Raw genomic sequence first — 15,902 nt, 5'->3', positions numbered from 1 at the left:
TTAAAGCATTGATAATGAAAAATAAAGTATTCTTTTTTATAGCACTATGTATTTCACTAACTAGTTTTGCACAGCAAGCTAGGATGTTTCCCTATTATTTACCGCTTACAGGTACAAGCAAACCACCCGAAATTGAAGAATATTTTGGTAGTAATGCACCTACTTTAGCCCAGCGATATACAGAAGATGGATTGGCCTTAACCTTTGATGAAGATGAACATGCCTTCACGGGATTTGCGCTAAGTAATTTATCTTTTACTTCGAATTATGGGATTGAAGTAGAATTTAAATATGCGATGATTGATGGGAAAAAGTACAATGGTAATTATGGAGACGGGTTGAGTATGTTTTTGTATGACAGTGATAAACCCTTTCAAATCGGTGGACAAGGAGCTAGTTTAGGTTATGTGTACCGAAACTCATCAACTAATGCAGATATTCCAGGGTTAAATGGAGCCTATCTAGGTGTTGGATTGGATCTTTATGGCGATTTTAAAACCAGATCAACAGGAAGTGGAGAGAAAAAAGAAGGGATAGCAGGAGGGACCTTTTCAAATAGAGGGTATAGTCACATCACCATTCGCGGAGGATCACATGGGACTAATCGCTATAAAGGCTATCCTGTATTATATAGCACAGCTACACGGGGTAGTTGGGAAGGAAACGCTCGATTAGATTATGATACAGGAGAGTATGAATTAAGAGATTCAAACTTAAATAAAAGCTTTGATTTGCGTACAGGTTACGATAGGGAAGGAGAAATCATTTACCATACAGTGAAGGTCATGATTTTGCCCAATCCGAGTAACACAGGAAGTTATATCTTTATGGTGGTTAAGCATCCAGATGGAGTCAGTGATATTCTATATCGATATTATTATAGTCATGCCTTTAAAACCAAAGATCAAGACAATGTACTCTACAATTTTCAAACCTCAATGCCGGCTAATTTTAAAGTTGGTTTTGCTGCGGGGACTGGTGGTGCTACACAAACCCATTTGGTGAAAGATGTCGTGATTCGTTTGCCTTATTCACCTATTACTTATCCAAATGACGTTATTTTCTGTATAGGAGATGGAGATAATAAAGATAGAAATGTATCCATAGACCCCTATAGATATACCTATTTTTATCGAGGAGAAATGAGCTTTCCAATTGGAGGAAATTCAGCGGATAATATCGATTTCGATAGTTTTCGATTCGAGGATGAAGAAGGGTATCCACTCAATGCATCTACTCCCTATAAGCATACGGTTCCAGGGGTCGGAATTTGGGAATATCAGCGCGGTTCGAGAAAAGTTAAATTCACAGCTACAACAAATAATTTAAGTCAAGGGGAATATTCCATTTATTATTCTGCTAAAGGACATAATAAACCCAATATGGGACCCTTTGGAGATGAAGTATATCGCTCTCAACCAACGAAACTTACGGTTATTATGAAAGAATGTGAACGATTGGTTAATCCCTTGATCCCCGTAAGGATTGAAGTTGAGGAGGAATCAGGAGAATTTGAACATTCTTGGAGTTAATTCTAAAACCAACAGAATAGAAAGTATCTTCCTTTATTTTAGCCGAAGTTAAGACCGAAAAAAGGGGCTGCGTGTAATCCATGCAGCCCCTTTTTTCGTAATTTTAAACTTATTCTTCTAGATTATTTTCTTTTAGTAACGCTTCTGCTCGAGCTACATCTTGCTCCTCAACAAAAACGTGAATAGCTTTGCCTAAAGTTCCGAAACCAGCAGCGCGTCCGGCTTCGATATCATCGCGGATGATATAAGCTATGTTGTTTTCTTCTAATAAGTTGCGAACGGCTAAAACCATTACTTCACTACCGGCGAATATTTTTTTGTGTTCCATATCTTGACTGTTTGAGTTAAATGTACACTTTTTAAACGTAAAAAAAGAAAGTACCCCCGTTTTTTTTAACAAATTTTTCGCTTCAACTCCCTTTCTTTACTCGAGAAAGTTCTATTTTTACTTGCCTAAATGATTGCGATAGGTACAACTTCAAAATTGATGATGCAGCGGGAGCTCCCCTTGCTATTTTAGATAAATTAATTGAAGCGAATTTCAGGTAACAAAAGGGGTAGAGTATCGATGAATATACCTTAGAATTCAAGGCTTTTTTGCCTAGCACTTATTCAGCGTTTGCAAGAAAAGGTTGATTTCTAGGTAGGGACACCCATTAATCCAGATTATGCAGCCGTTCGATTGATTTCTTCTTGGACAACAGATGAGAAGATGTTAGATATTTTTATTGCGATGTTAAGCGAATAGTATAGCATGGAACAATTTTTTATAACCGATTTAGACGGAACCTTGCTCAATAGCACTGGATATTTGAGCTTCGAAAGTGAACAAATCCTCCAGGAGATTGTCAATACATCTCCCCATAAACTAGGCTTTGCCACGGCAAGAGGATGGACGAGTGCCGCCAAAGTGATTCAACGTATCCCGTGGAATTTTCCGGTCATCCTAAATAACGGCGCGCTAATTTACGATTGGCAAGCCCAAAAGGTATTGAAGATTAAGGGGATAGAGTCTGGCGAGGTGCAAAAGGTATTGGAGTTAGCCCTTACAAAGGGAGTTTCTCCTTTTATATTCACGTTGAACGAAAACTTTGAGGAAGGAATTTTTTACCAATCCAACCCAAGTAGAGGATTGCAGTACTTTATGAATCTTCGTCCACACGATCCTCGATTCATAGAAGTAGTAGATTTGGCACAAGAGGCAACAGCTTGGGATGCACAAAGTCTCGTGCTGATGTTTATTGATGCGTATGATATTTTAGTACCACTTAAACTTCAGTTGCAAGAACAGCATGGAGAAGAACTCAAGTGTTTGTTACTGCAGGATCAATACATTCCCAATCACTTTGTATTGGAAGTTTCAAGCGCTAAAGCAACCAAAGAAAAAGCGATTGAATATTTACAAGAACAATACAATATTAAAGGAGAAAATTTACATCTATTTGGCGATAATCTCAATGATCAAGGTATGCTGAAATTGGAAGCACATACCTATGCCGTAGGCAATGCACATCCCTCTATTTTAGATTTGGCACAGCATAAGATAGCCACCAATGATCAAGATGGAGTGGCGCAAACCATTAAACACCTTGTAAATCAAGTCCTCTAAATAGGAGCGTGAGCAAAACAACTGCGAGGGAAAGGAAATTATAGTATTCTCTATTTTTTTTATACCTTCGGCTTTTCCTTTTCCTCTCTTTTATAGGAAGGAGAAAAAGAAGTAAACCAACAATAAAAACTAAAACATAAATTCATGAAATTAGCTAGTATCAACAATGGCACAAGAGATGGTCAATTAGTCGTTGTTTCAAAAGATTTGACAAAAGCAGTTGTAGTAAGTGAAATTGCAACTACCATGCAAGCAGCATTAGATCAATGGGCAACAAAAGAAACACTTTTAAAAGAAGTGTATGACAACTTAAACGCAGGAAAACTATCTAATACCATCGATTTCACAACCGCAAAAGTAATGGCGCCAATTCCACGCGCGTATCACTGGGCAGACGGAAGTGCTTATGTAACACATGTTGAATTAGTGCGTAAAGCGAGAAATGCAGAATTGCCAGCATCATTCTGGACCGATCCTTTAATGTACATGGGAGCTTCAGATGCTTTTATCGGAGCAACAGATGATATCTTAATCGAAAAAGAAGAATGGGGAATCGACTTCGAATCGGAAGTAGCTGTTATTACAGATGATGTACCTCCAGGAGTAGATGCACAAACGGCGTTAAAGCACATCAAAATGGTAACGATCTTAAATGACGTATCATTGAGAAATTTAATTCCAGCAGAATTAGGAAAACAGTTTGGATTTTATCAATCAAAACCATGGACCACTTTCGCACCTGTCATGGTAACCCTTGATGAATTAGGAGATGATTGGAAGGACGGGAAATTGCATTTGCCGTTACACTCAACATTGAACGGAACTTTAGTCGGATCGCCAAATGCAGGAGTAGATATGACCTTCAATTTTGGACAGTTGGTTGCTCATGCGGCAAAAACGCGTTCGTTAATGGCTGGAACAGTAATCGGATCTGGAACGGTTGCTAACCAAGGAAGCCCATCAGGATCAAGCTGTTTAGCAGAAGTTAGATGCTTAGAAACCATTAAGGAGGGCAAACCAGTAACCCCATTCATGCAATTCGGAGACCGAATCGAAATTGAAATGATGGATAAAGAAGGAAAAAGCATCTTTGGTAGAATTAACCAAGTGGTGAAAGAATACAAAAAATAGTAAAAAAAGGAGCGAATTTTCGCTCCTTTTTTTATGGGGATCAGGTTATCGGTTATGAGTTATCAGAGATCAGATTACAGTTATCGGTTAATTTTCTGATTTAAGGATATATATTCTTTCATCGATAATCTGCCGAAAAAGCAACTGGCGAAAAAACGAAAAAGCAAATCTAAAGGTTATGAGTTATCGGTTATGAGTTATGAGTTATCGGTTATGAGTTATCGGTTATGAGTTATCGGTTATGAGTTATGAGTTATCGATTGATTACTAGAAAAGACAAGACTGTCTTTAAACGAAAATTTCAACATCTCATCATCTCATCCTCTCATCCTCTCACCAAACAACAATCACCAAACAACAAACACCAAACACCAAACACCAAACACCAAACACCAAACACCAAACACCAAACACCAAACACCAAACACCAAACACCAAACAACAAACAACAAACAACAAACACCAAACAACAAACAACAAACAACAAACAATTGAGCTCCCTATATCCACGTTTGAGTGTTTATATTTTTCCGTTTCGGTATGTTTTTTTGAAACAAAACCCGAATTAGAAGTACTATTGTAGTAGGTTAAAACTTGTGAAGGAAATGAGGTACAGCTATTTAACTGTTTGTGATTCTTTTTTTGATATAAAATGGTTGAGTTAAAATTTTATTAGGATCACTTACGCGATAGCTTGTATTTTCTTTTACTAGGTTAGTAATTGATAAGGTGAATGAGAAGAACAAACTTGTAATGAGTTTGTTCTTTTTTTATGTTCTTTTTTCATTACTCATTTCGTTTTTCCATCATTCACAACTATTTTGTATTTTTGACCTTACAAAAACAAACCCAATGAAACTTATATTTGCCTCAAACAACAAGAATAAGATCCAAGAAATTAAAAACCAATTACCCGATTCAATTGAAATATTGAGTTTAGAGGATATAGGTTGTATGGTAGACATCCCCGAAACCGCAGCTACTATAGAAGGGAATGCCTTATTAAAAGCAGATTACATCAAAAGACACTATGGATTCAACTGTTTCGCTGATGATTCTGGCTTAGAGGTAGATGCGTTGGATGGTGCGCCGGGTGTATATTCGGCAAGATATGCAGGAGAAGAGAAAAATGATCAAGCAAATAATGCAAAATTACTTGGTGAATTAGCAGATAAAGACAATAGAAAAGCAAACTTCAAGACGGTTATCGCCTTACATTATAACGGTGAGCAACATTTGTTTACAGGTATTGTTGCAGGAAAAATTTTAGAAGTAGCCCAAGGAGAAGGCGGATTTGGATACGATCCTTTATTTCAAGCAGAAGGGATGACTAAATCATTTGCCGAACTAACGTTAGAAGAGAAAAATGCCGTGAGTCACAGAGGAAGGGCCGTGAGTCAATTGGTAGACTTTCTAAAAGAAAAAGAAGAATAGAAAACGCTTTTTTATTCAATAAATTCATTTAAAACACTAGCACTTAGTTTGTTACTTTTGTTTTTTTAAAACTTTGCACAAGTAGGAGAGTAGAAAAACCAGATTGATATGCAAGAAAGGTGAAAAGTTAAACCGAAAAAAGTTTTGTGGTCTGCGAGAATACTATAAATTTGACTAATTTTGCAATCGTTTAAATCAATAAAGTTACAAAAGAACAACTATGATACTATCAATTGTTGGTTATGGAGATCCTGTTTTGCGTAAAGTAGGAGAAGACATAACAAAAGATTACCCGAATCTAGATGAATTAATTGCTAATATGTACGATACGATGTATTCGGCTAGTGGAGTAGGATTAGCAGCTCCTCAAGTGGGATTGCCTATCCGTCTATTCGTAGTTGATTGTGCGCCATTTGCAGAGATTGAAGACAATACACCAGAAGAAAAAGAATTTTTAACTACGTATAAAAGAACATTTATCAACGCTAAAATCATAAAAGAAGAAGGCGAAGAGTGGTCGTTTAACGAAGGTTGCTTGAGTATTCCGGATGTACATGAAATGGTAGTTCGCAAAGAACAAATTACCATTGAATATTGCGATGAGCATTTTGTAAGCTACACCGAAACAATCAATGGATTAGCAGCACGTGTTATTCAGCATGAGTATGATCACATTGAGGGAATCTTGTTTACAGATAAATTATCAAGCCTGAAGAAGAAATTAATTGCCAAGCGATTAAATAATATTATGGAAGGTAAAGTATTCACAGACTATAAAATGAAGTTTGCCACTAAAAAAGGTAGATAAAAAATTGGAAATTAAGAAGTAATTAAGATATTTGTTACCAAAGAAAAATTTTAGAAAATGAGTTTAGAAAAAGTATTAGCTATTTCTGGTAAACCAGGATTATTTGAGTTAATTGTTCAAACACGCACAGGATTTATTGCAGAATCATTAGCTGACGGGAAAAGAAGCACAGTAGGATTAAAAAACAACGTTAGTTTATTATCTGAAATCTCAATATACACGCACGAAGGAGAAATTAAACTTTTCGACGTATTTAAAAATATAGCGACAAAAGAAAACAACGGAGAAGCAATTTCTCACAAGGTTTCTGATCCAGAATTAGTAGCTTACTTCCAAGAAGTATTGCCAAACTATGATGCAGAGCGCGTTTACAATTCAGATATTAAAAAAGTAATTAACTGGTATAATATCGTACAAAAAAGAGGGTTAATTCAAGAAGCTTTCCAAGAAGCAGTTGAAGAAAACAAATAAGAAAAAAAATAGATAAAAAGCTCGTTATACAACGGGCTTTTTTATTTTTACATGGAATTAATAGAACTTGCTATGCATACACAACAAGAAAAATTAGAAGCTGTTGGGCGTTTATTGACCCTTATGGATGAGTTGAGAGTACAATGTCCGTGGGACAAGAAGCAAACTTTTGAGTCGTTGCGCTCGTTGACCATTGAAGAAGTCTATGAATTAGCGGATAGTATTTCAGTTGGTGATTCCAAAGAAATGCAAGGGGAATTAGGTGATTTGCTCCTGCATATTGTCTTTTATGCCAAGATCGGTAGTGAAAAAGGATTGTTTGATGTTAAGACCATCGCAGATGGTATTTGTGATAAGCTCGTTTACAGGCATCCTCATATTTATGGAGATACTCAAGTAGCCAATGAACAAGAAGTCCTACAAAACTGGGAACAACTCAAGCTAAAAGCTGGGCGCACATCTGTTTTAGAAGGAGTGCCTACGAGTCTGCCAGCTATTATTAAAGCCCTGCGCATGCAAGAAAAAGCAAGTGGTATTGGTTTTGATTGGAGCGATAAAACAGAGGTTTGGGCTAAAGTAGTAGAAGAAATTGAAGAGTTTAAAGCGGAAGAAATAGCTGGAAATAAAGAGCTGATGGAAAAGGAATTTGGCGATATTTTATTCTCTTTAGTTAATTATGCCCGTTTTGTGGGAATTGATCCTGAACACGCCTTAAGTCAAACCAATCACAAGTTCATGACGCGTTTTCAAATGATGGAAAAACTAATACAAGAAGAAGGTAAGGCCTTGCCTCAAATGAATTTAGAAGAAATGGATGTGTATTGGGAGAAAGCAAAAAAAAAGGAATAAACTGAAATTAAGGACAACATGAAACAAATACATCGCGTTTGGGCTACATGGATCGTGGGATCTATGGTCTTGCTCTTTTCTCTCGCAACTTATGGACAACGCATTCAACAAGATATTTTTGATGATTTAGTGTATAAATCCGATCATTATAATGCAAAGCTGAAGAAAAATATCTTTGATGATTTGACCTTTACTGATTCAAATCAGAACACCCTCAAATTTAATAAAGCCTACCTGGAAAAGAAAATGGGGCTGAACTACAATGAGGTAGACATGAAATCCATGTTTTTTCAAGACTTAATTTTCGACTACATGCAAATTAACAACTATGAAGCTACGTATGCGGTTGATCTATTTGGTACCATAACAATTGAGGATAACCAAGGAAAGAAACTAGTCCTAAAAGAGAATGGCTTTGGTAATTTTCAAGTTAGTAAAGAGTGGGATAAAAAGCGTTGGAATATACAGACGACAAGTGCGGGAGATTTGGAGTATCTCGGTAATCAACAGACGGCAACCCTAATTAAAAACAAGGAAGGACATCGAATTTATACGGATAGTTATAAAACTAAAATAGTAATAGAACAACTTATTTGGGAGCGCCTACTCAAGAAGCATGGGTCAGAGTATCACGTATTCATCAAGTTTTTAGAGGATTACCTACTAGTGAAGTAGTGAAATTATTACACTTTATGATGTACTTTTGAATATAATGTATTAAAGTGAAGGCTATCTGCTGATTCTGCTATGTTTGTTTGAATAATTTAGTCAAAGCGGCTTCTGGTTTTGTCATTTAAATTATTTGAACTACTTTGCATGCCAAAATAAAACGAAAGTTCCCCACTTCAAGTAGACGGTTTCTTATAAAGAAGAGTTTTGAAGGGATCTTAAAAATAAAGAACAACATCAGTTGGAAATCAAATTAGACAAGTAGCCACGTCTTGATTTTATGGTAAAAAAAAGCCGACTCACTGAGTTGGCTTTTTCATTTCACCCCTTTTCCAATCTCGTGTTTGAATCAAATAGTAAAAAACACACCCTCGCTTTCACAGTCGAGAGGCAAAGGTGTGCTGAAATAAAAGATGACTTAAAATTTATAATTGAAGGATAAAGTGAAAATACGACTGTCTAGATTGTACTCTTGTTTTACTTTTGAATTGAAATTATCTCCTTGAATGGTATAGTTATTGGTTTTTAATACATCAGTAAGTGCCAATTTGATACTTCCTTTTTCTTTTAATACTGGAGTAGAGGCACCGATGGATAGATCAAAATAAGAATCTCTTTTGTATAAGCCGATATTTGATTTGGAAAAGTATTGCGCATTCACTTCGGCTTTTATTCCTTTAAATAGGGTAAAGCTATTTTGTGCATTTAGGGTGAAAGCCAATTGTTCACTGTCAATGGTTGTTCCTTCATATGTACCCTTGTACTTGTTGTTGAAAAGATTAAACATCGTACTCATCGTCCAAAAATCCGTTGGATTTGTTGTGGCAGTAAGGGTAGTTCCATAATGGTACGATTTGCTTAAGTTCTCTTGTGTTTTAACGAGAATTGTATGGTCTTGTTCATACTTGTAAACTTGGGTCATTACATCATGGGTCTGGCTAAAATAAACCGTCGCAATCAGGTATTTACTCCAAATATAACCAACCTCGGTAGCATGGGTAGTTTCTGGTTTTAGGTTTGCATTTCCCTGCCAATAATTAAAAGGGTCGTCGTAAAAGCGGAAAGGGTTTAAATCAAAGTGACTCGGTCTGTTAATGCGTTTGCTGTACGAAGCATAATAGCTGTGTGCATTGTCTGTTTCGTATTTTATCGAGGCACTAGGGAAAAGCTTATTGTAGTTCTTGTTGTATTCCTCTTTCGTCGTTTTTTGATTGATCTTGCGGTCCGTATATTCATTGCGCAAACCAAATTGAATCTGCCAGTGGTCTAAAGCAATCTTATAGTTGGCATATAGAGCGTGAATCTGTTCCTTGTAATCGTAGTGATTCGTCGTTACAGGGTCAATAATCCATTGACTATTTTGTTCTAATTCATACACGGAAGGATTGTCGTTGGATTTAACAATGGACTTCCAACCTGTTTCTAGCGTTTGTTTTTCATTGATAGGAATAGTGAAATCTAATTTTCCATTCCATACTTGTAGCGTGGATGGAATCTTTCCTTTTCTATTGGGATAATTCTCTGAGGATGGCAGGAGGTTTTCCTGTAATTGAGTTTGCAGTGATCTAAATTTGGAGTTCTCGTATTCCACATCAAAATCAAAGTGAACACCGTCTTCTGAAAATTTGTGTATTCCATTCATACTAAACGTATAATCGTACCAGTGTTCGTCGTTGTAATTATTGGAGCGAATATCAGAAAACAACGTGTGAATAGGGGTATAAATCTGACTGCTTCCTTTCGACTTATTCTCGTAGCGACCAATTTTTGCATCAAATAGAACGCCAAGAGTTGTTTTAGTGGAAACTTGGTAATCCGCACCAATCTTGAAGTTATTGGAGGTTAACGGTTCGCTCGTTCTATACGTTTGCGCCGTTTTTTTGATTAGGGTATTTGGCTGATTGGGATCAAAAAAGTCTTGATCAAATGCTTTGCGCTCTTCTTCGCCTCGAAACGTATAGCTGTAATCGGTGTAGAGACTTAGTTTATTGTGGGTGTAGTTTAAACTCAGTCCTGAATTGACGCGGTTTTTTCTTCCTCTTCCGCCGTTGACATAGACCGTTCCGTTGAGCCCTTCTAAAACGCTTTTCTTCAATACAATATTGATGATTCCCGCATTTCCTGCTGCATCGTATTTAGCAGAGGGATTGGCGATAATCTCAATATTCTTGACGACGGATGAATTCGTTGATCGAAGTAGATTGGCTAGTTCCTTTGAAGAAAGCGAACTCAACTTGCCATTGATCATCACACTTACTCCTTTTTTTCCTCTCAAAGATAGTTCCCCATCCTGTGAAACAACAACACCGGGTGCACGACCTAATACTTCCAATACCGTACTTCCTTCTGATAGTGTACTGCTTTCAACATTGAAAACCATTTTATCCGCTTTTTGTTGAAATACGGGCTTATCCATGCGGATAATTACCTCACCCAAGTTGGTGGTATGCTGTTGAAAGATACTGTCTAATTGTGCTTCGGTTTGAGCGTTTAAGTTCAATCCGCATAATGAAAGTAATAAAATATAAGCGTTATTCATGTTTAAAATATATAAGATATAGGCTGGTTTTACTTTTTTTATTTTGATGCTTGATTCAGTCTACTAAATAATACTGAACAAGAAGTGACAGGTAATCCTTACTAAAATCTACTGAATCCCCTTTTTGGATGAAGTAGTTGTATTAAATTCCAATCTCATTAGATAAAACGAATGTTTATTTAGATTTAATATAAATAAATAAACCAAAACGCAAATATAATATTATTTAGAATCATTTTAATCTTTAGAGAAAGTATTTTGTAAAGGTTTGTTTTTGAGTATTTTGTATTGTTTGTACGATGCTATTATGCTCTTTAATCGGAGCGTAATTTCAGATAATAAGGCATAATGAAGAAGATTTGCTTTAATTTTTAATTGCTACTTAAAAAAAAAGTAATTTTACTAATCATTAAAAAACGAATCAAAATGACACAGTTGAAAGTTGGTGATCAAGCGCCAAATTTTGTTGGTATAGATCAAGCAGGAGTAAAGCATCAATTAAGTGATTATAAAGGGAAAAAATTAGTGGTCTTTTTTTACCCTAAAGCCAGTACACCGGGTTGTACTTGGGAGGTATGTAACTTGAGAGATAACTACCAGGAATTGAAAGATCAAGGTTTTGAGTTATTAGGAGTAAGTGCTGATTCTGCAGCAAGACAACAAAAGTTTATCGATAAAAATAAGTTGCCATTTCCCTTGTTGGCAGATGAGAGTAAAGAAGTATTAAATGCTTTTGGCGTTTGGGGGCCTAAAAAATTCATGGGACGAACTTATGATGGCATTCATCGCATGACTTTTGTTATCAATCCAGAGGGAATAATTAGTGAGATTATTGAAAAGGTGAAGACAAAAGATCACGCAGCTCAAATTTTAGGACAATAGAGAACAGGATATTTTTACGCTTCTCTGCATGCTAAGTGCTTATAAAAAGAATATGAAAGAAAAAGAAAATAACATCTCAAAACAAGAGTTGTTCTTGCTTAAGGAGTATTCTTCTATGGATAATCAACAGCTTTCGGAGCTCTATGATTCCCATGGAACGGTATCCGAAAAGGATTGGAAGAACTTTGTTTATTATGCGCTACTTGTTAGTGGAGCAGGATTTTTAATTAGTGGAATTGTATTCTTCTTTGCCTTTAATTGGGATAATATGCCGAAAAGTGTTAAATTTTCACTCATTGGAGCTGGACTTTTGCTCAGTGTATATTTTTCCTTAACGAATCGTGTAAAAGAAGGGATACAAAAAATTAGTTTACTGGCGAGTACAGTGTTAGTCGGGGTTTTAATGGCTGTTTTTGGACAAACGTATCAGACAGGTGCCAATGCCTACGATTTATTTCTTACTTGGTTAGTAGTCATCACACCACTTACTGTGTTAAGTAAGTTTACTTATCAATGGTTATTCTACAGTATTTTAGCTAATACAACCGTTATTTTAGCCTTGGTACAGTTGCTGCAGGTGGATTCTATTTTTATGGGGATTTTGTATTTGTTAGGTACCAATCTTCTTTTGTTTATCCTTCCACAGCTCAAATTGGTGGCTGCAGATTTTAAAATTGACCAATTTTATAAGCAAATCCAATTGATTGCTATTTACCTTTTAGCAGCAACAGGCGTTGGCTTTTGGTTATTTACCAATACCCAACGCCATGAGGCTAATGATGTACAAGGAGCAACCTGGACATTGATTAGTGCCCTATTGGTGTTAGTGGCAGGATTAGGGATGGGATGGAAACAGAAACAAATCTACTTGTTTTCCTATGCGTTTATTGCGTGTATTAGCTGTGGATTAATGTTGTTAATGAAGCTTGTTGAAGACGGTGCTGAAGGCTTGTTGGTTTATATGTTATATTCAATAGGGGCTATATTCCTTATTATTAAAGTAGTGTCAATGAAATCTAAAGCGTGGAAGCATGAAGAATAAAGCATTAGATTCTTTGATGAGTCAATTGGAAAATCGTGGAATAACGATTCAGGAACAAGTACTTGAACGCATACAAGATGAACAGTCAATCAAGTATTCCTTTTTAAAGGTAGTAGCTATTTTAGGTAGTTTATTGGCCGTTGGTTTTTTCTTTGGTTTCTTGTATATGGCGATTGGCGATAGTCTTGGTACGGTTAGCTTTTCTTTGTTTGCTGTTATCTTATATGGAATCAGCTTACTCGGAAATAAAAAGAGCGAACCAGCCTTGAGAGATGGCGTTTTTGTAGCTACCTATATCAGTTCATTAGCGTGCTTAATTTTTGCTTTTATTGATTCAAATGCTTCAGAAACGACCAATTTATTGATTGTAACCGTATTCAGTATAATCGGATTTTTGTCGTTTAAAAGTAAGCTAATTCAATTTTTGTCTGTCGTAGGTTTCTATTATGGGCTTATTTATCTTTTAAAACTGATCCCTCTTTCGTACGGAGATAGCTTTGTTTTTTGGCTTGCACTAATCGGATTGTATTTGATGTTTTACTTTGAATTAAATCTTCGTACTTGTTCTGTATTTTTAGCCGCGAAGTTTAATGCGTTGCGCAATGGACTTTTTGTCGTGGTATTCTTGGATTTAATCCAGCAAAATTTTGAGCGTATTAACCCCATGCGTTGGATGCTAGGGCGAAGTTATGGAGAGTTTAATATCGTATATCATCGCATTTACCTTGTATTTGTAGCTATAATATTAATTGGATTAACTTATTCTACCGTAAAAGCAATCCAGGACAAAGTAAAAATAAACAAAATGCCAGTGGTAACTGTTCTAAGTTGTTTGTTGATTGTAGGACTGTCTTTCTTGATGAGAGGCTTTGGAATTCCTTTTGCCATTAGCGTACTGCTTTTGGTTTGGTCGTTTCATTTTCGCTTTCAAAAAGGGATGGCCTTAGCTTTGGCAACTCTCGCTTTATCTCTTATCTCCTATTATTACTATTTAGATGTTACTTTACTTAGTAAATCGCTTATTTTAATGGGATTAGGAGTTTTGTTTTTAAGTTTATTTGTAATCTATACTAAATTGAATCGTGAAAAATAAAAGAAATATAGTAGTTATAGCTACGTTTATCTTGTTTGGATTGTTTTTCATTCGTGCCGTGTGGCAAAAAGAAAATACCATCCACAAGGGAAGACTCGTTTTGTTGGAACTAGCTCCTGTAGATCCTAGATCTTTAATGCAGGGTGATTATATGCAACTAAATTATGCCTTAAACAGTCAAGTAAACGTATTAGATAAGGATAAAATCACAAAGCGAGGGTATATTACTTTAGCTTTAGATCGTGAAAATAGAGGGGTATTTAAAGGAATAAATGACGCTTTACCCACAACGGAAGTAGATTCGTTCATTGTAGTTAAGTACTTCAATTGGGATGGATTTAGTCTCTCTGTTGGTGCAGATAGTTATTTCTTCCAGGAAGGAAAAGACACACTATTTGAACAAGCTAAATATGGAGGACTTCGAGTTGATGATAAAGGAAATAGCGTTTTAATAGGTTTGTACAAAGAGAATTTAGAGCGTATAGAATAGACAACTGCATGGAATACCTCTGATATGAGGGATGTTTCGGTACTGTAACGTACAGAGCGCAAGAGTCAAATCACAAAAAAGACGAATAGTAAGGTTGTAATTCGAAACAAGGTGAAATAAAGGCAATAGGCGTATTTACACTTGATCCCGACCCTGAATTTACGCTATTCAATCTACTATCAGGAAGTTTAAACTAGGTTATAAAATCGCTTTTTGCAAAGTAAATGAGTATCAATTAGATAAGAATTATTAGCTTGTTTTAAAACATAAAAAAATAAGTAATCGTTAACAGTTTGGTGAGATTTAAACTTATTTTGTGTTTTTTAGGATAAATGATAAACTTCTATTAAAATTTAGTTGTAAATTTGATAGTACAATAATAATATAAAATCTCACTATGAAAAGAAAGTATTTTGCTGTATTAACAGTGGCTGCAATGAGTGTGTTAACTCTTGCTAGTTGTAAAAAAGAAGTAAAAGACACAACAGAATCAGCGACAATTGAAGAAGTAACTTCAACTGAAACTATGGCTGATAATTCAAAAACTTCATTAGATTGGGCTGGAACGTACAAAGGAACTATTCCATGTGCTGATTGCCCTGGTATTGATGAAACAATCGAATTAAAAGAAGATGGTACATTCAAATTAGTGGATCACTATCAGGAAAAAAAAGACGGACATTTTGAAGAAGAAGGTACGTTTGAGTGGGACGCTGCGGGAAATAAAATCACCCTTACTTTAAAGGATGGAAGTAAAAAACAAGTCGCAGTACACGAAGGAAGTATCTTGCTTTTGGATCAAGAAGGAAACGTGATTACAGGAAATTTAGCTGAACATTACCGTTTGAAAAAACAATAAGTCAAGCTAAAAAAAGCATAGTAAAAAAGGATGAGAATGTTTCTCATCCTTTTTTTTTTGTCTTAATTCTACGCTGTTGAACTTGTAAAAGTATAAAAATGAGAACCGTTTAAGCAAGGGTAAGACAGCCCAAAAAGAGAGAATAACGAAAGAATAGTGCTGGAGGTAGTTTTCGTTTTTTTATCAATAGTAGTGAAAAAAAGAAGGAATGCTAGATTCTTTTTTAGTACGCCTATAGAGAAATAAATCAAGTAGAAGCAAAGTAAATAAGAGCAGGAAAAAAATAATAGGTTGAGGATATAACCGTGTTTATTGCTTTTTTTCAAAGACATCAAACAACAGGAGAAAGTGATTTTTGTGTTAGAATAGCAGCGATTTACGTTGACTGATTACAGCAGTAAAAACAGAAGTAGGAGTGGCGTAACTTTTTAATGAATAGTGGAGAATAAGGGCGTGAAACAGAGGGGAATTACTGTTTTTGGCTATCTATTAAC

At 35.8% G+C, this 15,902-nt stretch carries 15 protein-coding genes; 13 read left to right on the top strand and 2 right to left on the bottom strand.

Features of this window, described 5'->3' with window-relative positions:
• Positions 1–14: 14 nt before the first annotated feature.
• Positions 15–1,532 carry an L-type lectin family protein gene (locus FBR08_RS15260; protein WP_158963643.1) on the top strand — a complete coding sequence of 506 codons (1,518 nt, stop codon included), beginning with the start codon at positions 15–17 and terminating at the stop codon, positions 1,530–1,532.
• Between the two features lie 109 nt (positions 1,533–1,641).
• Here FBR08_RS15260 and FBR08_RS15255 read toward each other — a convergent pair whose 3' ends face one another.
• Complete coding sequence (locus FBR08_RS15255) at positions 1,642–1,860, bottom strand: putative signal transducing protein (protein WP_158963641.1); 219 nt, start codon at positions 1,858–1,860, stop codon at positions 1,642–1,644.
• A 426-nt stretch (positions 1,861–2,286) separates the two neighbouring features.
• On the opposite strand from FBR08_RS15255, the gene FBR08_RS15250 reads away from it, so the two are divergent.
• The 7 genes from FBR08_RS15250 to FBR08_RS15220 all read left to right on the top strand — a co-directional run bounded on the left by FBR08_RS15250 (position 2,287) and on the right by FBR08_RS15220 (position 8,509).
• A complete protein-coding gene (locus tag FBR08_RS15250; RefSeq protein WP_158963639.1) occupies positions 2,287–3,141 on the top strand; it encodes an HAD-IIB family hydrolase in 855 nt (284 codons plus the stop codon).
• Positions 3,142–3,285: 144 nt separating this feature from the next.
• The gene (locus tag FBR08_RS15245) at positions 3,286–4,272 is read left to right on the top strand and encodes a fumarylacetoacetate hydrolase family protein (RefSeq protein WP_158963637.1); all 987 of its coding nucleotides are present in this window, start codon (positions 3,286–3,288) and stop codon (positions 4,270–4,272) included.
• Positions 4,273–5,124: 852 nt separating this feature from the next.
• Positions 5,125–5,706 (top strand): non-canonical purine NTP diphosphatase, encoded by a 582-nt coding sequence (locus tag FBR08_RS15240; RefSeq protein WP_158963635.1) that lies wholly within the window; start codon positions 5,125–5,127, stop codon positions 5,704–5,706.
• Positions 5,707–5,926: 220 nt separating this feature from the next.
• A complete protein-coding gene (def, locus tag FBR08_RS15235) occupies positions 5,927–6,514 on the top strand; it encodes a peptide deformylase (protein ID WP_158963633.1) in 588 nt (195 codons plus the stop codon).
• Between the two features lie 57 nt (positions 6,515–6,571).
• On the top strand, positions 6,572–6,985 hold the full coding sequence (locus FBR08_RS15230) for a DUF5606 family protein (protein WP_158963631.1): 414 nt from the start codon (positions 6,572–6,574) through the stop codon (positions 6,983–6,985).
• A 72-nt stretch (positions 6,986–7,057) separates the two neighbouring features.
• Positions 7,058–7,834, top strand: coding sequence for a nucleoside triphosphate pyrophosphohydrolase (gene mazG, locus FBR08_RS15225; protein WP_158963629.1), 777 nt, complete (start codon positions 7,058–7,060; stop codon positions 7,832–7,834).
• An 18-nt stretch (positions 7,835–7,852) separates the two neighbouring features.
• The gene (locus FBR08_RS15220; RefSeq protein WP_158963627.1) at positions 7,853–8,509 is read left to right on the top strand and encodes a hypothetical protein; all 657 of its coding nucleotides are present in this window, start codon (positions 7,853–7,855) and stop codon (positions 8,507–8,509) included.
• A 412-nt stretch (positions 8,510–8,921) separates the two neighbouring features.
• Here the strand turns inward: FBR08_RS15220 and FBR08_RS15215 are convergent, their stop codons facing one another.
• A complete protein-coding gene (locus FBR08_RS15215) occupies positions 8,922–11,042 on the bottom strand; it encodes a TonB-dependent receptor domain-containing protein (protein ID WP_158963625.1) in 2,121 nt (706 codons plus the stop codon).
• A gap of 426 nt (positions 11,043–11,468) precedes the next feature.
• On the opposite strand from FBR08_RS15215, the gene bcp reads away from it, so the two are divergent.
• The 5 genes from bcp (at position 11,469) to FBR08_RS15190 (ending at position 15,408) form a co-directional block, all read left to right on the top strand.
• Entirely contained in the window at positions 11,469–11,924 is a 456-nt protein-coding gene (gene bcp / locus FBR08_RS15210; protein ID WP_158963623.1) for a thioredoxin-dependent thiol peroxidase, read from the top strand.
• A 52-nt stretch (positions 11,925–11,976) separates the two neighbouring features.
• Positions 11,977–12,966, top strand: a complete 990-nt coding sequence (locus FBR08_RS15205; protein ID WP_158963621.1) for a DUF2157 domain-containing protein — start codon at positions 11,977–11,979, stop codon at positions 12,964–12,966.
• Entirely contained in the window at positions 12,956–14,059 is a 1,104-nt protein-coding gene (locus tag FBR08_RS15200) for a DUF4401 domain-containing protein (RefSeq protein ID WP_158963619.1), read from the top strand. The genes FBR08_RS15205 and FBR08_RS15200 overlap by 11 nt, the downstream gene beginning before the upstream one ends.
• Positions 14,049–14,549, top strand: coding sequence for a GDYXXLXY domain-containing protein (locus tag FBR08_RS15195; RefSeq protein ID WP_158963617.1), 501 nt, complete (start codon positions 14,049–14,051; stop codon positions 14,547–14,549). Before FBR08_RS15200 ends, FBR08_RS15195 begins: the two co-directional genes overlap by 11 nt.
• 397 nt (positions 14,550–14,946) lie before the next feature.
• A complete protein-coding gene (locus FBR08_RS15190) occupies positions 14,947–15,408 on the top strand; it encodes a copper resistance protein NlpE (RefSeq protein ID WP_158963615.1) in 462 nt (153 codons plus the stop codon).
• Positions 15,409–15,902: the final 494 nt, after the last annotated feature.

The sequence above is a fragment of the Myroides fluvii genome (genome assembly GCF_009792295.1).
GTDB lineage: Bacteria > Bacteroidota > Bacteroidia > Flavobacteriales > Flavobacteriaceae > Flavobacterium > Flavobacterium fluvii_A.
This window is presented reverse-complemented; position numbering and strand designations above follow the sequence as displayed.

Excerpts from the sequence above, each read along its gene's own strand:
- FBR08_RS15240 (WP_158963635.1), top strand. The coding sequence starts at position 5,125 with ATGAAACTTATATTTGCCTCAAACAACAAGAATAAGATCCAAGAAATT.
- FBR08_RS15205 (WP_158963621.1), top strand. The coding sequence starts at position 11,977 with ATGAAAGAAAAAGAAAATAACATCTCAAAACAAGAGTTGTTCTTGCTT.
- FBR08_RS15200 (WP_158963619.1), top strand. The coding sequence starts at position 12,956 with ATGAAGAATAAAGCATTAGATTCTTTGATGAGTCAATTGGAAAATCGT.
- FBR08_RS15220 (WP_158963627.1), top strand. The coding sequence starts at position 7,853 with ATGAAACAAATACATCGCGTTTGGGCTACATGGATCGTGGGATCTATG.
- FBR08_RS15255 (WP_158963641.1), bottom strand. The coding sequence starts at position 1,860 with ATGGAACACAAAAAAATATTCGCCGGTAGTGAAGTAATGGTTTTAGCC.
- FBR08_RS15230 (WP_158963631.1), top strand. The coding sequence starts at position 6,572 with ATGAGTTTAGAAAAAGTATTAGCTATTTCTGGTAAACCAGGATTATTT.
- bcp (WP_158963623.1), top strand. The coding sequence starts at position 11,469 with ATGACACAGTTGAAAGTTGGTGATCAAGCGCCAAATTTTGTTGGTATA.
- FBR08_RS15215 (WP_158963625.1), bottom strand. The coding sequence starts at position 11,042 with ATGAATAACGCTTATATTTTATTACTTTCATTATGCGGATTGAACTTA.
- FBR08_RS15250 (WP_158963639.1), top strand. The coding sequence starts at position 2,287 with ATGGAACAATTTTTTATAACCGATTTAGACGGAACCTTGCTCAATAGC.
- FBR08_RS15260 (WP_158963643.1), top strand. The coding sequence starts at position 15 with ATGAAAAATAAAGTATTCTTTTTTATAGCACTATGTATTTCACTAACT.
- FBR08_RS15190 (WP_158963615.1), top strand. The coding sequence starts at position 14,947 with ATGAAAAGAAAGTATTTTGCTGTATTAACAGTGGCTGCAATGAGTGTG.
- def (WP_158963633.1), top strand. The coding sequence starts at position 5,927 with ATGATACTATCAATTGTTGGTTATGGAGATCCTGTTTTGCGTAAAGTA.
- FBR08_RS15245 (WP_158963637.1), top strand. The coding sequence starts at position 3,286 with ATGAAATTAGCTAGTATCAACAATGGCACAAGAGATGGTCAATTAGTC.
- mazG (WP_158963629.1), top strand. The coding sequence starts at position 7,058 with ATGCATACACAACAAGAAAAATTAGAAGCTGTTGGGCGTTTATTGACC.